Source organism: Streptomyces sp. NPDC029466 (assembly GCF_055574515.1).
The window spans coordinates 122,948-139,541 of record NZ_JBVHZH010000014.1 but is presented as its reverse complement, the minus strand read 5'-3'; the positions used below and the strand labels follow the sequence as shown (position 1 = coordinate 139,541).

Genomic DNA, 16,594 nt, shown 5'->3' with positions numbered 1-16,594 from the left:
GGCGTGGCCGGTGGGGCGCTCGGGGACGCGGCTGAAGGGGCGTGACGGGCGGCGGTCCGGCTCACGTGGGTGTGACACGAGCGGGGCTGCACCTGGCCAGGCGCGGAGGGATGGGCTGCTGTTACAGCAGTGTCCTGAGGCGGAGCAGGTCGCGTAGGCCGGCCTCCAGCTTGACGCGGCCGCTGCCCCAGGCCCTGGCGAAGTTCAGCTCTCCGTCCACCAGGGCCACCAGGTCGTCGCCCGCCATGGACAGCCTGATGTCGGCCTTTTGCGGGGGCGGGCCCGGGACGTTGGTCACCTCCTGGATGGTGCCGTCGGCCAGCCGCCCGAGGAAGGTCACATCGAGGTCCGTGATGCGGCAGCTGAGTGAGCGGTCGAACGTGGCGGCCTGGCGGACGCTGCCGTCGGCCGAGGACAGGTTCTGGGCCAGCCGGTCGAGAGCGGCGCGGCACTGGTCGAGGGTTGCCATCGTGATCGACGATACGCCAGGTCGGGGACGGCTCGTTCCTCCTCGACCGGCTTCGCCGAGGTAGCGTCGGGGGCATGGAAGAGCCGACGTCCGGCCCGGAGCCGGAGGCGCCCGCGCAAGCCGCGCCAGGGGACCCCACAGAGCCTGTGGAACCGAACGAGCCCGGGCAGCGCGAGGGTGAGGGCAGCGGAGCCGTGAGCACCGCGGGTCGAGTCCCGGCCGGTCTCGTCGGGCCGGACGGCGTGGCAGGGCCGGACGATGTCGCTGAGCCGCGCGGCAACGCCGAGTCGGACAGTGCCGCTGAGCCTGACGGACGGGGCCGGTCGGGCGGCGCGGGCGAGCCGGAGGGGCCCGCTGGGCCGCAGCCGATCGGGGTGGACGTGGCACCGACCGGTGAGGCCGCGGTCGATGCCCGGCTGCGGCGCCTCGCCGACGCCGACCACCTCCCCGCGAGCGAACACCTCCAGGTGTACGAGGATGTGCATCGTGGGCTGCGCGATGTGCTGGCCGGTCTCGACCAGCACCCCGGGCCGCCCGCCCCTTCCTCGACGACGCACGACAACAGGAGCTGAACCACAGGTGGCAGGAGTGGCACGACGCCGACTCGACGCGGAGCTGGTGCGCCGCAAGCTGGCCCGTTCCCGCGAGCACGCGAGCCAGCTGATCGCCGCGGGCCGGGTGACCGTCGGCGGGGCGACCGCGACCAAACCGGCCACCCAGGTGGAGACCAGCGCGGCCGTGGTCGTCCGCGAGGACGAGAGCGACCCCGACTATGTCTCGCGCGGCGGGCACAAGCTGGCCGGGGCGTTCGCCGCCTTCGTCCCGCTCGGCCTGAAGGTCGAGGGCCGCCGGGCGCTGGACGCGGGCGCCTCGACCGGTGGCTTCACCGATGTCCTGCTGCGGGCCGGCGCACGTCATGTCGTCGCCGTCGACGTCGGATACGGACAGCTCGCCTGGTCGCTCCAGAGCGACGAGCGGGTCACCGTGAAGGACCGCACCAACGTACGCGAATTGACCCTGGAGCAGATCGACTCGGAGCCCGTCGACCTCGTCGTCGGCGATCTCTCCTTCATTCCGCTGGGGCTCGTACTGCCCGCGCTGGCCCGCTGTGCGGCGCCCGACGCGGATCTGGTGCTGATGGTCAAGCCGCAGTTCGAGGTCGGCAAGGAGCGGCTGGGCAGCGGCGGGGTGGTGCGCAGCGCGGAGCTGCGGGCCGAGGCCGTCCGCGCGGTCGCGAGCCGGGCCGCCGAACTGGAATTTGGCGTACTTGGCGTAACTGCGAGCCCACTGCCTGGACCTTCCGGGAATGTCGAGTACTTTCTGTGGCTGCGCGCCGGGGCGCCTGCACTCGACCCGGCGGACGTCGACCGTGCAGTGGCGGAGGGGCCTCGTTGACCACTACCCATGCAGTTGAAGGCAGCGCAGCACACGAGAACACCGGAGCCGGGCGGACGGTGTTCCTGCTCGCACACACGGGCCGCCCCGCGGCCATCCGCAGTGCCGAACTCGTTGTCCAGGGGCTGCTGCGCAGCGGCATCGGGGTGCGTGTGCTGGCGGAGGAGGCGGCGGATCTGCCGCTGCCGTCGTCGGTCCAGCGCGTCGACTCCGAAGTATGCGCCGCCGAGGGCTGCGAACTCCTGGTGGTGCTGGGCGGGGACGGCACGCTGCTGCGCGGCGCGGACTTCGCCCGGACGTCCGGGGTCCCGATGCTCGGCGTCAACCTCGGCCGGGTCGGCTTCCTCGCGGAGGCCGAGCGCGACGACCTCGACAAGGTCGTCGACCGGGTCGTCACCCGGGCGTACGAGGTCGAGGAGCGGATGACGCTCGATGTCCTCGTGCGCAACAACGGCAATGTCGTACACACCGATTGGGCCCTGAACGAGGCCTCGGTGGAGAAGGCCGCACGGGAGCGGATGCTGGAGGTGGTGACCGAGGTCGACGGCCGGCCGGTCTCGCGCTTCGGCGGCGACGGCGTGGTCTGTGCGACCCCGACCGGTTCGACCGCCTACGCCTTCTCGGCCGGCGGGCCGGTGGTCTGGCCCGAGGTCGAGGCCCTGCTGATGGTCCCGATCAGCGCCCACGCCCTGTTCGCCAAGCCGCTGGTCACCTCGCCGCGTTCCGTGCTCGCGGTGGAGGTCCAGCCCAAGACGCCGCACGGCATTCTCTGGTGCGACGGCCGCCGCAGTGTCGAACTCCCCGCCGGCGCCCGCGTCGAGGTCCGCCGTGGCGCCGTACCCGTACGCCTGGCCCGTCTGCACCATGCCTCCTTCACGGACCGCCTGGTCGCCAAGTTCGCCCTCCCCGTGGCGGGGTGGCGGGGGGCGCCGCACTAAGGGGTCTCCGGTGCGTCCCCGCTGCCGTCGGTTCCGGCGGCAGCGGACGCCGGCCGCGCGGAGCGTCACGCATCCGCGGCGCTGCCGGGAGACGGCCCGGCCGCTCGTGAAGACGCTCGCGAATATCGACATGTGGACCCGGCCGCGGAGCGGAGTGATGGCCCTGCCCGGCGCGGCGCCGTCGGCCGCCGCCGCCCGGTCCGCGGCGGACGGCAGGGCCTCCGCGCCGGCCGCGAAGAGCCGCTTCACCGACGCGATGAGCCACCGCATCGATGCGCCGGCAAACGCCACCGCACCCCGCGTGACCACCGCTGTCTTTCCCGCCGCGGCGCGGTGACCGCACCACCCCGCATGCGTCGTCGGGTACGTCGATCCGCTGGACATGACCACACCTTTCGTTCCGGACTGTGATCAGCTTGACGGCTGAGCGTGATCACGCACCATGCGGAATTCCTCCGTCTTTCGCTGCGGTTTTCCGCAGGGGCGGGGGCAGGAGTGAGGGGAGGCCGTCGCGGGGCCACCCCGGGACCTCGTAAGGTCGTATCCGTGTTGGAGGAGATGCGGATCCGGTCCCTGGGTGTCATTGACGACGCCGTTGTCGAGCTGTCCCCCGGCTTCACGGCGGTGACCGGCGAGACGGGCGCGGGCAAGACCATGGTCGTCACCAGCCTCGGCCTGCTGCTCGGCGGGCGCGCCGACCCCGCCCTGGTGCGGATCGGCGCCAAATCGGCGGTCGTGGAGGGCAGGATCAGCGTCGGCCCCCAGGCCCCCGCCGCGGTACGGGCCGAGGAGGCCGGTGCGGAGCTGGACGACGGTGCGCTGCTGATCAGCCGCACGCTCTCCGCGGAGGGCCGCTCGCGCGCCCATGTGGGAGGCCGTTCCGTACCCGTCGGCCTCCTGGCGGAGTTGGCCGACGACCTGGTCGCCGTACACGGCCAGACCGACCAGCAGGGCCTGCTGCGGCCGGCCCGTCAGCGCCAGGCCCTGGACCGCTACGCCGGAGACACGGTCGCGGTCCCGCTGGCCAAGTACACCGCCGCCCACCGCCGGCTGCGCGCCGTCGCCACCGAGCTGGACGAGCTGACCACGCGGGCCCGCGAGCGCTCACAGGAAGCCGATCTGCTGCGCTTCGGCCTGGACGAGATCGCGGCGGCCGAGCCGCAGCCCGGTGAGGACACCGAACTCGCCGCCGAGGCGGAGCGGCTCGGCCACGCCGAGGCACTGGCCTCCGCCGCGACCCTGGCGCATGCCGCGCTGGCCGGCAACCCCGAGGACCCCGAGGGCGTCGATGCCACCACCCTGGTCGCCGGCGCCCATCGCGCGCTGGAGGCCGTACGCAGCCATGACCGGGAGCTCGCCGGGCTCGCCGAGCGGATCGGCGAGATCGGCATCCTGATGGCGGATGTGGCGGGCGAGCTGGCCGGCTACGCGGACGGCCTGGACGCCGACCCGTTGCGGCTCGCCGCGGTCGAGGAGCGTCGTGCCGCGCTGAACAGCTTGACCCGCAAGTACGGCCAGGACATCGCGGCGGTGCTCGCCTGGGCCGAGGAGAGCGCCGCCCGGCTCGCCGAACTGGACGGCGATGACGACCGCATCGGCGAGCTGACCGCCGAGCGGGACGCACTCCGTACCGAACTGGGCGAACTGGCGCAAACGTTGACCGATGCCCGTACGGAATCGGCGAAGCGTTTCGCCGACGCGGTCACCGCCGAACTGGCCGAACTGGCCATGCCGCACGCCCGGGTGATCGTCGAGATCCGGCAGACCGAGGTCGCCGAGGACGCCGACGGCATCGAGGTCGGCGGCCGTACGGTGGCCTATGGACCGGCCGGCGCCGATGAGGTCGAACTTCTGCTGGCGCCGCATCCGGGCGCACCGCCCCGGCCGATCGCCAAGGGGGCGTCCGGCGGTGAGCTCTCCCGGGTGATGCTCGCCGTGGAGGTGGTCTTCGCCGGCTCCGCCCCCGTACCGACCTACCTCTTCGACGAGGTCGACGCGGGTGTCGGCGGCAAGGCGGCCGTCGAGGTCGGTCGGCGGCTGGCCAGACTCGCGAAGTCGGCGCAGGTCGTGGTCGTCACGCACCTCCCGCAGGTCGCGGCGTTCGCGGACCGCCAGCTTCTGGTGGCGAAGACGAACGACGGCTCGGTCACCAGGAGCGGTGTCACGGTCCTGGAAGGCGAGGAGCGGGTCCGCGAACTCTCCCGGATGCTGGCCGGCCAGGAGGACTCCGAAACGGCCCGCGCGCATGCCGAGGAGCTGCTGGAGACGGCGCGCACGGGCAGCTAGCAGCGGCTCGTGACCTGGTGCTTCAGCTCTCTCACCGGCTACCGGCTACCGGCTACCGGCTACCGGACTTCGGCCACCAACCACCGGCCATTGGGCCACCAACCACCTGCCACCGGTCGCCGGTCACGTCGTTCCCGCGTGACCCGCCGGCGCTCGCCCCTAGGGTGACGGGAAGCGAGCACGGCAGGGCCTGGGTGAGGGGCGTGACATGGCGGCGGTGGCGGGCGGCAGGGTGTCGGGGCGGATCTCGGCGCTCCTGGGGGCGGCAGGGGCGACCCGGGCCGTGTACACGGCGCTCAGGAAGCGCCCGCCGGGCGGTGCCGTCCTGTGGGAGCGGAAGAACTACGCCGGCCGGACCGTGAACCTGCACGCGGGTCTCGCCACGGCCACCGGTACCGCCCTGGCCGCCGTCACCGCACCGGGGCTGCCCGCCCGGACCCGGGCCGCCGGGGCGCTGGCCGTACTGGCCGCCGGGGGCTGTGGCGCGTACGACGACGTGTTCGGCGCCAGTGATCCACGCCGCGGATTCCGGGCGCACCTCTCGGCGCTCCGGCAGAAAGAGGTCACCAGTGGGGCGGTGAAGCTGTTCGGGATCGGCGCCGCCGGGCTCGCGGCCGGTGCCCTGCTCAAGGAGCGGCCGGTCGACAAAGTGCTGGCAGGTGTGGTGATCGCGGGCTCGGCGCATCTGGTGAACCTCCTGGACGTCCGGCCGGGCCGGGCGGCCGGCGCCGTCCTGGCCATCGGCGTCCCCGGGCTGCTGCGCCGCGGCCCGGCGGGCGCGCTGTCCGCCGCGCCCATGGGGGCCGCGGCCGCCGTCCTCGGCGACGACCTCGGGGAGCGCACGATGATCGGGGACGCCGGGGCGCACGCCCTCGGCGCGGCGCTCGGCCTCGCCATCGTCACCGGCAACGGCCGACGCGGCCTGGCGGTGCATGCCGCCGGACTGATCGCCGCCGCGGCCGCGGGGGACCGCGTCAGCCGGGCGGCGGCAGCGCTCTGAGGCAGCTGACGGCCTGCCGAATCGCCGCCCCGCCGGGGTAAGCACCCCGCGAGGGAGCAACCGCCCGTCACCGGCCACGTCCGTCACCGGCCCTGCCCCTCCGGGCAAGCACCCCGCGAGGGAGCACCACCCGTCACCGGCCCCACCCGTCACCGACCCCGCCCGGAGTTGAGCCGGGCGGCCTGGCGCGTCAGATAGTCGCGCTCGGCGAGGTTGGGCGCTCTCCGGGCCGCCTCGGCGTACAGCTGGGCCGCCGTCGTCAGGTCGCCGTCGCGCTCGTGGAGGTACGCCGCCACCGCGGCGTGGCGAGGCAGGGAGTCGTTCAGGGCGGCGAGCGCCGCCAGGCCGGCGCGTGGTCCGTCGGCCTCACCGACCGCCACCGCGCGGTTCAGCCGGACGACCGGGCTGTCGGTGAGGCGCGCGAGCTCGTCGTACCACTCGACGATCTGCACCCAGTCGGTCTCCTCGGCGGTGGGCGCGTCGGCGTGGAGTGCCGCGATGGCGGCCTGGGCCTGGAACTCGCCCAGCCGGTCGCGGGCGAGGGCCGTCTGAAGGATCTCGACGCCCTCGGCGATCGACGCGGTGTCCCACCGGCCGCGGTCCTGCTCGGCGAGCGGCACCAGGCTGCCGTCGGCCGCGGTCCGGGTGGCGCGCCGGGCGTGGTGGAGCAGCATGAGGGCGAGCAGCCCCGCCACCTCGGGATGGTCGATCGCGGCCGCGAGCTGCCGGGTGAGCCGGATGGCCTCGGCAGCGAGATCGACATCGCCGGAGTAGCCCTCGTTGAAGACCAGGTAGAGGACGCGCAGCACGGTGGCGACGTCGCCGGGCCGGTCGAACCCCACGCCGGAGACGGTGCGCTTGGCGCGGCTGATGCGCTGCGCCATGGTCGCCTCGGGCACCAGGTAGGCCTGGGCGATCTGGCGGGTGGTGAGCCCGCCGACGGCGCGCAGGGTGAGCGCCACCGCGGACGACGGCGTCAGCGACGGGTGGGCGCACAGGAAGTAGAGCTGGAGCGTGTCGTCCACCGAGGGCGCGGGCCCCCCCCCCGGCTCCTCGTCGACGAGGTCCTCACGGCGGCGGCGGGCGGCGTCCGCCCGGGTCGCGTCGAGGAACCGGCGCCAGGCCACGGTGACCAGCCAGCCCTTCGGATCCCGCGGGGGCTCGGCCGGCCAGACGCGGACCGCCTTGACCAGCGCGTCCTGCACGGCGTCCTCGGCCGCCGCGAAGTCGGCTCCGCGGCGGACGAGGATTGCGAGGACGCCCGGTATGAGGCTCCGGAGCAGGGCCTCGTTCATAGGGCCTCATTCATAGGGCTCGTTCATAGGGCTCGTTCATTGATGAGGGCACTCCGTGATGGTGGGCGTCGCGGTCAGGAACGGGCGCACCTCCAGCCACTCGTGAATCGGCTTCCCGCCCGCCCCGGGGGCGGCCGACAGTTCCCCGGCCAGCTCGACGGCGCGCTCGTGGCTGTCGACGTCGATCACCATCCAGCCGGCGATGAGGTCCTTGGTCTCGGCGAACGGGCCGTCGGTGACCGGCGGGCGCCCCTCGCCGTCGTACCGGACCCAGGTGCCCTCGGGGGCGAGCGCCTGACCGTCGACGAACTCGCCCGTCTTCTCCAGCCGGTCCGCGAAGTCCCGCATGTACCCCATGTGCGCCGAGATCTCCTCCGGCGTCCACTGGTCCATGGGCACGTCGTTGACCGCGGCCGGAGCGCCTCGGTAGTGCTTGAGCAGCAGGTACTTGGCCATGGTGGTCTCCTCGGTGCTGGTGCGTCCCATTGTGGTCGCGTGCACCCCGGGGACGGAGCCGGTCATGGGTTCTCGACATCGCCGCCCGAAGTTTTTTGGCCCGGGTGGCGGAAGCCGGGGGAGCCGCCTCGCGGTGTCCGGTCCACGGGGCGGGGCGAGGGCGAGGCAGAGCGACGTTCTCCAAGATCAGTTAGCGAGCGGCGGCCCCACCGGAGTGCGCCGGGACGGCGCCTTGTCCACAGCCGCTGCCACGAGCCATACACGACCAGACCGGTAATTCCCGGCATCACGCCTCCCGTGGCAACTCCTTATTCGGCCAAACACCGGCCGCGCTCCGAGTAGCGGCGCACGCGCCCTGTGACACGGCGCGAGGCGCGCTCCGGGGAGTGGGGTCACCCTCAAGAGCCATTGATCCGCGCGGGCGGTTTGTCGCCCATGTGGGTGATCTGGTGGGCGCTGGGGTGAGACTTCCCACCGGAACGGCGGCCGGACGGTGCCGATTTGACCCCGCCGGGCTGGCATCCTGGGCGCGGTGCGCAGTCCCGGGCCCGTTGTCCGCGTCCTGACCCCTCGCCGGGCAGGCAGGTGGCCGCCGCCGTGCGCCGCAGCTCAGCGGGCCGACCCCGCCGGTACGGCCCCGCCCGCCCCCGACCCAGGAGTCCGACCACGTGATCAGCACCCCGACCTCGGCGCACGGGCTGTCGCCGCTGCGCACGGTCCAGGTGCTCGGGCACGGCAGCGCCGGCAGCGCGGCACATGTCCGGTCGCTGGCAGAAGGGCTGGTCGCACGCGGCGTACGGGTGTCCGTCTGTGCCACGCCGGAAACCGAGGAGGCGTACGACTTCACCGGGGCGGGCGCGCGGTTCGTGCAGGTCCCGCCGCGGATGGATCCGGCGAGCGTGGCCGTCCTGCGCAGCGCCTGCTGGGACGCCGACCTCGTCCATGCGCACGGCCTGCGGGCCGGGCTGCGGGCCTCGATGGCGTTGCGCGGACTGCGCGGCCCACGGGGCGGGCGGCGGGTCCCCCTGGTCATCACCTGGCACACCAAGGCGCACACCGAGGGTGCGCGAGCCGGGGTGGTGCATCTGATGGAGCGGCGGGTGGCACGGGCGGCCGCCGTGGTGCTGGGGGCTTGTTCCGATCTCGTGGACCGGGCGCGTGAGCGGGGCGCCCGTGATGCGCGGCTTGCGCCGGTCGCGATTCCGCGCCCCCGGCCCGGTGGTACACCGGACGCGTTGGCGGAGCACGACCGGACGCGTCACAAGGAACGGGCCGAACTGGGCGCGGTGGACCGCCCGTTGCTGCTCGCGGTGGGCCGTCTCGATCCGAACCAGGGCCATGACCTGCTGCTGGACGCGGCGCATGCCTGGTGCGCGCTCGACCCCCAGCCGCTGGTCGCCATCGCGGGGGAGGGCGACCAGCGGAGCGCGCTCCAGCGGCGGATCGACAGCGAGCAGCTGCCCGTCCAGCTGCTCGGGCGCCGTGACGACGTGCCCGAACTCCTCGCCGCCGCCGACCTGGTGGTGCTGCCCAGCCGGTGGGAGGCGCGCTCGCTGATCGCCCAGGAGGCGCTGCGCGCCGGGGTGCCGCTGGTCGCCACCGACACCGGCGGCACCCGCGAACTGGTCGGCCGGGCCGCCGAACTGGTCCGCTACGGGGATGCCGCCGCCCTGGCCCGTACCGTTCTCGCGCTCCTCGCCGACCCCGCGCGGCGGGACGCGCTCGCCCAGGCGGGCCGCGCTCAGGCGGCCGGCTGGCCCAGCGAGAACGACACCGTCGCCCAGGTCCTCAGCGTCTACGACGAGTTGACCCAGCCCATTCAGCCGGCCTAGCCCGATTCAGCCGACGGCCGGGCCGGCCACGAGACGGCCGGGCCGCCAGGACAGCGGGACGGCCACTACGGCGGGTCGGCCCATCAGTCACCCGCCCAGCAGCTCCCTGCCGCCCCCACCGATAGGCTCCCCGCATTCGATTCATGTACGGCCGTCGGGATCTTCTTCGTGGCCGTGGTGCCGCAGTTCCTCCCCGAGGGGCACTCGGTGCTGGGCACCACGCTGCTGCTCGGGGCCGTCGACGCGGTGATCGCGGCGGGCCGGCTGCTGCTGGTCGTGGTCGGCGCGGGCCGGCTGCTGCGCCGTCTGCGGCGTCCCCGGGTGCACCGCAATCTGGAGCGCACCACGGGCGGGGTGCTGATCGCGCTCGGTATGGGGACGGCGGCTGAGACGGTCGCGGGCTGACCCGCCGACCCGGTGGCCGCCGCCCGTTACGGCTTGTCCGTGTGGCGGCGGGCGCGCAGCGCCAGCCGCAGGCCCAGGACGGTCTGCGGATCGTCCAGGTCCGTGCCGAGCAGCTGGGCGATGCGGGCCAGCCGGTCGTAGAGCGTCTGCCGGTTCACATTCAGATCGCGGGCGGTCTCGGCCTTGCGGCCCGCGCTGGCCAGATAGGCCTCCAGCGTCGGCAGCAGCGGCTGACGGGCGGCCCGGTCATGGGCCAGCAGCGGCCCGATGGCGCGCTGCACGAAATCGGTGAGCACACCCTGCTCGCCGTGTTCGCGCATCCGCCACAGCAGCAGCTCGATATCCAGCCGGCGGGCGTCGTACCAGGGCTGTTCCGGCAGGCCCTGGGCCGCGGCCGCGGCCTCCGCCGCATGCTGGAGACCCGGGCCCGCCGCCGCCCAGTCACCGGGCGTCCCGACGACGACCACCGGGCGGTGCGCGGCCGGCCGGTCCAGGCCCGCGCGGACGACCCCGGCGCGCAGCGCCTCGGCGATCCGGCCGGCCAGCGCGTCCCGGTCCTGACCCGCGCGCAGCGCCACCAGTATCGGCACCCGGCCCTCCACGGGGCGGACGCCGAGCAGTACGGGCACCCCGGGGGCGGCGAGCTCCTCGCGCAGGGCCTGGGCGAGCAGCGCCCAGCTGCCGGGGGAGGGGAGCCCCGCCGGCATCCGCATCACCACCGGGAACACCGGTTCGGAGCCGGGGCGGAAGCCCAGCAGGCGGGCCTGGGCGGGCGCCTCGGCCGCGGAGATCCGGCCCTCCGAGAGGTCGGCCAGGAAGTCGCCGCGCCCCCGGGCGGCGAGCACCTCCTCCTGGCGGGACTGGAGCATGACGACGGCGAGCAGATCGGCGGCGCGTTCGGCGGCGATCCGGTGCACCGGCGCCAGGGGGGTGTTGACGGGCAGCAGGACGAGGCGGGCACGGACCGCATCGGGGCCGTGGCCGCCGCCGGGCACATCGACCCGCAGACCGGTGTCGCGCAGGCCCTCCCAGGCCAGCAGCGGGTCGGCCTCCGCGGGACCGTCGTCCTCGCCCTCCGGGCCCGCCGCGTAGAGCGGGCTACCGTCGGGGGCCTCCAGGCAGAGCGGGTTGCCGGTGAAGACGGCCAGCAGCCGGAGCACCTCGGGGATGCCACCGCCGCGCAGCAGCACGTCCGTGCAGCGCCGCAGGATCTCGTCGGCGCGCCGCAGCAGTGCGTAGTGGCTGTTGATGATCTCGGTGTGGATCGCCTCGGTGACCGTGACGTACGGGACCTCGCGGTGCAGCTGGATCAGCGGCAGCCCGCAGTCCCGTGCGGCATCGACCAGCGCGACCGGCAGGGAGGCGAACCGGGAGCCCAGCTCCACGACGAGCGCGGCGATCTCGCGGTCCGCGAGCTTACGAATGAAGGCACGCTGCTCGGACGGCCGGGCCCCCAGCCCCAGGCCGGTGGTCAGCAGCAGCTCGCCGCCCTTGAGCAGGGAGGCGATATGCGGGACCTCGCCCGCGTGCACCCAGCGGACCGCGCGGTCCAGGCGGTCCCCGCCGGCCAGCACCTCCGGCAGACCGCGCCGCAGCGCGGGCAGCTCCAGTGCCCTGCGTACCGTGACCTCGGCTTCGATCTTCGCTTCCTGCCCCATGGCGAGGACGGTACCCGTAGTCCGCTATCCGGAGCTTCGCGGTCCGGATCGCCGTCCGGTATGGCGCCGGGAGGAGACACGCACCTCCCGGCGCCACCGCCCACTCACCCCGACTCCCGCACCACCAGCCGCGCCTCCGTGATCACCGGGGCGAGCTCCACCGCGTCCGCCTCCGCCGCCTTGCCCGGATCCAGCAGCCGCAGCAGCAGCCGGGCCATCAGCCGCCCCATCTCCTCCACGTCCTGCCGCACCGTGGTCAGCGGCGGATCCGCCCAGGCCGCCGGTTCCAGATCGTCGTAGCCGACCACCGCCACCTCCTCCGGCACCCGTCGCCCGCGTGCCCGCAGGGTGCGCAGCGCACCGTTCGCCATCAGGTCGGAGCAGACGAAGACGGCGTCCAGATCCGGTGCGGCGTCCAGGAGTTCGGCCATGGCCCGCTCGCCGCCGGCGGCCGTGAACCCGCCGTCCGCGATCAGCCGCGGGTCCGGCTCGGCCGTGCCCAGCGCCTCGCGGTAGCCGTCGAGACGGTCCACCGCGGAGGTCTGGTCGAGCGGTCCCGTGATCACGGCGATCCGGCGCCGGCCGCGGCCGAGGAGATGGCGTACGGCCTGCCGGGCGCCCCCGCGGTTGTCGGTGTCGACATACAGCGGACGCGGCTCCCGGCCGGCGCCCGCCCAGCCGGGCCGGCCGCCGTAGACGGTGGGCAGCCCGGCGCGCTCGGCCATCGCGGGCAGCGGGTCGTCGCGGTGCAGCGAGAACATCAGCGCGCCGTCGACATGCCCGGCCGACAGATAGCGGCCGATGCGGTCGTAGTCGGCGCGCTGCTCGACCAACATCAACAGCAGCTGGGTGTCGGCGGCGGCCAGTTCCCGGCTGATGCCGCGCAGTTGGCGTCCGAAGAACGGATCGCTGAAGACCCGGGTCTCCGGTTCCGCGATGACCACGGCGACCGCGCCGGTGCGGCGGGTGACCAGGGAGCGGGCCGCGCTGTTCGGTACGTAGCCCAGCTCGGTGACCGCCTGGCGCACCCGTTCCTGGACCGCTGCCCGGACGCCCGCACCGCCGTTGACCACGCGGGACACCGTGGCGCGGGAGACCCCGGCGCGGGCCGCGACCGCCTCCAGCGTCGGCCGCGCACCGTTCGGCTCGGACACCATTCAACTCCTTTTTGTCTGCGATGACTTGACGGCCTGCCATGGAATCGGCAGGGTGCACAGCGCACGATATGAGAGCGCTCTCAGTCCCGGTAACCCCCAGAACTCCTCACGATCCCCCCACCGTGCCGAGGAGAGAATGTCATGAGCATGAGAGTCGGACCCGGATGCCGGACGGCCGCCGTCCCGCCGCCCGCCGGGGCCGGTACCAGCCGGAACGTCACCCCCACCGATCGGCACACCGCCCCGCAAGGAGCCGCCTCGTGATCACTCGCCGCAGTCTGCTCGGCGGTCTCGCCGCCGGCGCCGCCGCCTCCGGAATCGCCCTGGCCGGCCGCGCGAACGGCGCGCCCGCCCCGGCCGCAGCCCCCCGCGGGCCCGCCCGGTCCGCCGCCGGAATGCCCCTGCACCTCGTCAACAACTCCGGCGCCTACGCCAACTCCTCGGTCTGGATCTACATCGTGGGCAATGACGGCACCCAGCAGGTGCACGTCACCCCGGACGGTGAGCTCAAGCCCGTGGCGCTGACCGACAACGGGCCGGACGGCTTCACCGACTACGCCATACCGCTCGCGGCGAGCGGCACCACGACCCTCCAGTTGCCCAGGATGTCCGGCCGGATCTACACCGCGCTGGGCGGCAAGCTGAAGTTCAAGGCGGTCGAGGACGGCAACGGCAAGGCCGCGCTCGCCTACCCGGCGGGCTGGGTCGCCGGCGACCCCAACTACGACGTGCTGCACGACTGCGCCGAGTTCACGTACAACGCCGGCGGGATGTACTGCAACACCACCATGGTCGACATGTTCAGCGTGCCGCTCGCGATCAAGCTCACCGGGGCCAGGGACCAGACCACAGGCACGCTCAAGGACGGCGCCCGCGCCAAGATCTTCGCCGATGTCCGGGCCGCCGACGGCTTCGACCGGCTGGTCATCGGCGACCGGAGGGTGATCGCCCCTGGTCATGGCCTGGACAGCGGACTGTTCGCCCCCGACTACCTCGCCCCCGCCATCGACCAGGCATGGTCCGCCTACGCGGCCAAAGACTTGTCCGTCACCACGAACGCAGGCACCTTCACCGGCCGGGTCCGCGACGGCAAGCTCGTCTTCACTGTCCCCCAGAGCATCGGCCGGGGTGCGGCCGCCCCCACCGGAACGGTCTCCTTCGGCAAGCCGTCCACCCGCGATGTCCTCTTCTGCGACGGCACTCTCGCCGCCCCCAACGACAGCACCCTCGGCCCGGTCGCCGCCATCCTGGGCGCCGCCCTCAACCGCTCCACCCTCACCGCGCACGCCGCCCAGCCCACCACCGACCCGGCCACCTTCTACCGGGAGCGGCTGACCAACCACTACGCCAGGGCCATGCACGCCGCGACCCGGGATGGTAGGGCCTACGGCTTCGCCTTCGACGATGTCGCCGGTTTCGCCTCCTACATCGAGGACCCCGCCCCGAAGGAGCTCACCCTCACCCTGACCCCGTTCTGACAAAGAAAGGTGCCGTCCGAAAGCCGGACGGCACCACAGAACGCCGGGAGGTTGGCGCCCCGAAGGGGGCGCTAACCCCCGTAAGCCCCGCTGGCCGTCAGCCGCAGCGCCGTGTCGATCAGCGGAACATGGCTGAATGCCTGCGGGAAGTTGCCCACTTGCCGCTTGGCCTTGGGGTCCCACTCCTCCGCGAGCAGGCCCAGGTCGTTGCGGAGCGAGAGCAGCTTCTCGAAGAGCTTGCGGGCCTCGTCGACCCGGCCGATCATCGCGAGGTCGTCCGCGAGCCAGAACGAGCAGGCCAGGAAGGCACCTTCCTCGCCTTCCAGGCCGTCCACGCCGAGATCGTGCGCACCCGACGTCGGGTAGCGCAGCACGAAGCCGTCCTCGGTGGACAGTTCCCGCTGGATCGCCTCGATGGTGCCGATGACGCGCTTGTCGTCCGGCGGCAGGAAGCCCATCTGCGGGATGAGCAGCAGCGAGGCGTCCAGCTCCTGCGAGCCGTAGGACTGGGTGAAGGTGTTGCGTTCCTTGTCGTACCCCTTCTCGCAGACGTCCCGGTGGATCGTCTCGCGCAGGTCCTTCCAGCGCTCCAGCGGTCCGTCGACGTCCCCGGACTCGATCAGCTTGACCGTGCGGTCGACCGCGACCCAGGTCATGACCTTGGAGTGGACGAAGTGCCGGCGCGGGCCGCGGACCTCCCAGATGCCCTCATCCGGCTCGTCCCAGTGCTTCTCCACCCACTGGATCAGCTTGATCTGGAGCAGCGAGGCGTAGTCGTTACGGGCCAGCCCCGTCATGTGCGCCAGGTGCAGCGCCTCGGTGACCTCGCCGTAGACATCGAGCTGGAGCTGTCCCGCGGCGCCGTTGCCGACCCGTACGGGACGGGAGTTCTCGTACCCGGGAAGCCAGTGGAGCTCGTTCTCGCCGAGCTCCCGTTCGCCCGCGATGCCGTACATGATCTGGAGGTTGTCCGGGTCGCCGGCCACCGCCCGCAGCAGCCACTCCCGCCAGGCCCGCGCCTCTTCGCGGTAGCCGGTGCGCAGCAGGGAGGACAGGGTGATCGCCGCGTCCCGCAGCCAGGTGAAGCGGTAGTCCCAGTTACGGACCCCGCCCAGGCACTCCGGCAGCGAGGTCGTCGGTGCCGCCACGATCCCGCCGGTCGGCGCGTAGGTCAGCGCCTTCAGCGTGATCAGTGAGCGCACCACCGCGTCCCGGTAGGGACCGTGGTACGTGCAGTGCTCGACCCACTCGCGCCAGAACTCCTCGGTGGCCTCCAGCGACCCCTCCGGGTCGGCCACCGCTGGGGGCTGCTTGTGCGAGGGCTCCCAGCTGATCGTGAACGCGACCCGCTCACCCGGCGAGACGGTGAAGTCGGAGAAGGTCGTCAGGTCCTTGCCGTAGGTCTCCGCCTCGGTGTCCAGCCACACCGAATCGGGCCCGGCCACCGCCACCGTCCGGTCGTCGATCTTGTGCACCCACGGCACGACCCAGCCGTAAGAGAACCGCATCCGCAGCTCCGAACGCATCGGGACGCGCCCGCTGACGCCCTCCACGATGCGGATCAGCTGCGGCGCCCCGTCACGGGGCGGCATGAAGTCGATCACGCGGACGGTGCCGCGCGGGGTGTCCCACTCCGATTCCAGGACGAGCGAATCGCCCCGGTAGCGCCGGCGGTCGGCCGGTGCGGGCCGCCCCCCGGGACCGTTGACGGGCCCCAGCCGCCAGAATCCGTGCTCCTCCGTACCCAGCAGCCCCGCAAAGACCGCCGGCGAGTCGAAGCGGGGCAGGCACAGCCAGTCCACCGTGCCGTCCCGGCACACTAGAGCGGCGGTTTGCATATCGCCGATAAGTGCGTAGTCCTCGATGCGCCCGGCCACGTGCGTCTCCCGTCGAACTGGAGTCACGCCCCCCATGGGACGTATGTATTGGTCCGTCCTGCCCATGAAACGTCGCCGAGCAGCGGGACCGGAAATCGGGCGGGGGTGGTGCCTTCCCGGACGGCTCGTAGCGAGTGTCCGAGCAGGATACGACGCAGGTGGGTGATCCGCGTGACGCTCGCAAGGACTGAAGTGCTCCGAACGGGTGGCCTCCGTCACGTGACACTGTCACCTCGGCCGTGACCGCACGGTCGCCCTGTGTGGCCGGGCACGACCATGCCCGGTCGCTGATAGCCTGGTACCCCGTGGACCGGTGGTCACGAGAACCCCCGAACCGCAGCGACGGCA

The 16,594-nt window shown here is 73.2% G+C and carries 15 protein-coding genes; 9 read left to right on the top strand and 6 right to left on the bottom strand.

What is annotated here, in order from left to right:
• Positions 1–121: 121 nt before the first annotated feature.
• The gene (locus ACZ4XD_RS14085) at positions 122–469 is read right to left on the bottom strand and encodes an SCP2 sterol-binding domain-containing protein (RefSeq protein WP_468041778.1); all 348 of its coding nucleotides are present in this window, start codon (positions 467–469) and stop codon (positions 122–124) included.
• 194 nt (positions 470–663) lie between these two features.
• Between ACZ4XD_RS14085 and ACZ4XD_RS14080 the strand changes: the two genes are divergently transcribed.
• The 6 genes from ACZ4XD_RS14080 (at position 664) to ACZ4XD_RS14055 (ending at position 6,088) form a co-directional block, all read left to right on the top strand.
• Positions 664–1,041, top strand: a complete 378-nt coding sequence (locus ACZ4XD_RS14080) for a hypothetical protein (protein ID WP_468041776.1) — start codon at positions 664–666, stop codon at positions 1,039–1,041.
• Positions 1,042–1,048: 7 nt separating this feature from the next.
• Positions 1,049–1,864, top strand: a complete 816-nt coding sequence (locus ACZ4XD_RS14075; RefSeq protein WP_467163346.1) for a TlyA family RNA methyltransferase — start codon at positions 1,049–1,051, stop codon at positions 1,862–1,864.
• Positions 1,861–2,802: an NAD kinase gene (locus tag ACZ4XD_RS14070; RefSeq protein WP_245698632.1), complete on the top strand. Its 942-nt coding sequence runs from the start codon at positions 1,861–1,863 to the stop codon at positions 2,800–2,802. The genes ACZ4XD_RS14075 and ACZ4XD_RS14070 overlap by 4 nt, the downstream gene beginning before the upstream one ends.
• 106 nt (positions 2,803–2,908) lie before the next feature.
• On the top strand, positions 2,909–3,139 hold the full coding sequence (locus ACZ4XD_RS14065; RefSeq protein WP_468041772.1) for a hypothetical protein: 231 nt from the start codon (positions 2,909–2,911) through the stop codon (positions 3,137–3,139).
• A 221-nt stretch (positions 3,140–3,360) separates the two neighbouring features.
• Positions 3,361–5,088, top strand: coding sequence for a DNA repair protein RecN (recN, locus tag ACZ4XD_RS14060; protein WP_468041811.1), 1,728 nt, complete (start codon positions 3,361–3,363; stop codon positions 5,086–5,088).
• 208 nt (positions 5,089–5,296) lie between these two features.
• Positions 5,297–6,088, top strand: coding sequence for a hypothetical protein (locus ACZ4XD_RS14055; protein WP_468041770.1), 792 nt, complete (start codon positions 5,297–5,299; stop codon positions 6,086–6,088).
• A gap of 149 nt (positions 6,089–6,237) precedes the next feature.
• On the opposite strand, the gene ACZ4XD_RS14050 is transcribed toward ACZ4XD_RS14055, so the two are convergent.
• Positions 6,238–7,383 carry an RNA polymerase sigma factor gene (locus tag ACZ4XD_RS14050; RefSeq protein WP_468041768.1) on the bottom strand — a complete coding sequence of 382 codons (1,146 nt, stop codon included), beginning with the start codon at positions 7,381–7,383 and terminating at the stop codon, positions 6,238–6,240.
• A 36-nt stretch (positions 7,384–7,419) separates the two neighbouring features.
• Entirely contained in the window at positions 7,420–7,839 is a 420-nt protein-coding gene (locus ACZ4XD_RS14045) for a YciI family protein (RefSeq protein WP_468041809.1), read from the bottom strand.
• A gap of 668 nt (positions 7,840–8,507) precedes the next feature.
• Here ACZ4XD_RS14045 and ACZ4XD_RS14040 point away from each other — a divergent pair.
• Both ACZ4XD_RS14040 and ACZ4XD_RS14035 read left to right on the top strand, forming a co-directional pair.
• Positions 8,508–9,671 carry a glycosyltransferase family 4 protein gene (locus ACZ4XD_RS14040; RefSeq protein ID WP_468041766.1) on the top strand — a complete coding sequence of 388 codons (1,164 nt, stop codon included), beginning with the start codon at positions 8,508–8,510 and terminating at the stop codon, positions 9,669–9,671.
• A gap of 168 nt (positions 9,672–9,839) precedes the next feature.
• Positions 9,840–10,076 carry a hypothetical protein gene (locus tag ACZ4XD_RS14035; protein ID WP_468041764.1) on the top strand — a complete coding sequence of 79 codons (237 nt, stop codon included), beginning with the start codon at positions 9,840–9,842 and terminating at the stop codon, positions 10,074–10,076.
• A gap of 26 nt (positions 10,077–10,102) precedes the next feature.
• Here the strand turns inward: ACZ4XD_RS14035 and ACZ4XD_RS14030 are convergent, their stop codons facing one another.
• Together ACZ4XD_RS14030 and ACZ4XD_RS14025 are read right to left on the bottom strand one after the other, a co-directional pair.
• Entirely contained in the window at positions 10,103–11,734 is a 1,632-nt protein-coding gene (locus tag ACZ4XD_RS14030; RefSeq protein WP_468041762.1) for a PucR family transcriptional regulator, read from the bottom strand.
• A 104-nt stretch (positions 11,735–11,838) separates the two neighbouring features.
• Positions 11,839–12,891: a LacI family DNA-binding transcriptional regulator gene (locus tag ACZ4XD_RS14025; RefSeq protein WP_468041760.1), complete on the bottom strand. Its 1,053-nt coding sequence runs from the start codon at positions 12,889–12,891 to the stop codon at positions 11,839–11,841.
• A 260-nt stretch (positions 12,892–13,151) separates the two neighbouring features.
• Here ACZ4XD_RS14025 and ACZ4XD_RS14020 point away from each other — a divergent pair, with 260 nt between their 5' ends.
• A complete protein-coding gene (locus ACZ4XD_RS14020; protein ID WP_468041758.1) occupies positions 13,152–14,369 on the top strand; it encodes a beta-1,3-glucanase family protein in 1,218 nt (405 codons plus the stop codon).
• Positions 14,370–14,440: 71 nt separating this feature from the next.
• Here the strand turns inward: ACZ4XD_RS14020 and ACZ4XD_RS14015 are convergent, their stop codons facing one another.
• A complete protein-coding gene (locus tag ACZ4XD_RS14015) occupies positions 14,441–16,282 on the bottom strand; it encodes a glycoside hydrolase family 15 protein (protein ID WP_468041756.1) in 1,842 nt (613 codons plus the stop codon).
• Between the last annotated feature and the right edge of the window lie 312 nt (positions 16,283–16,594).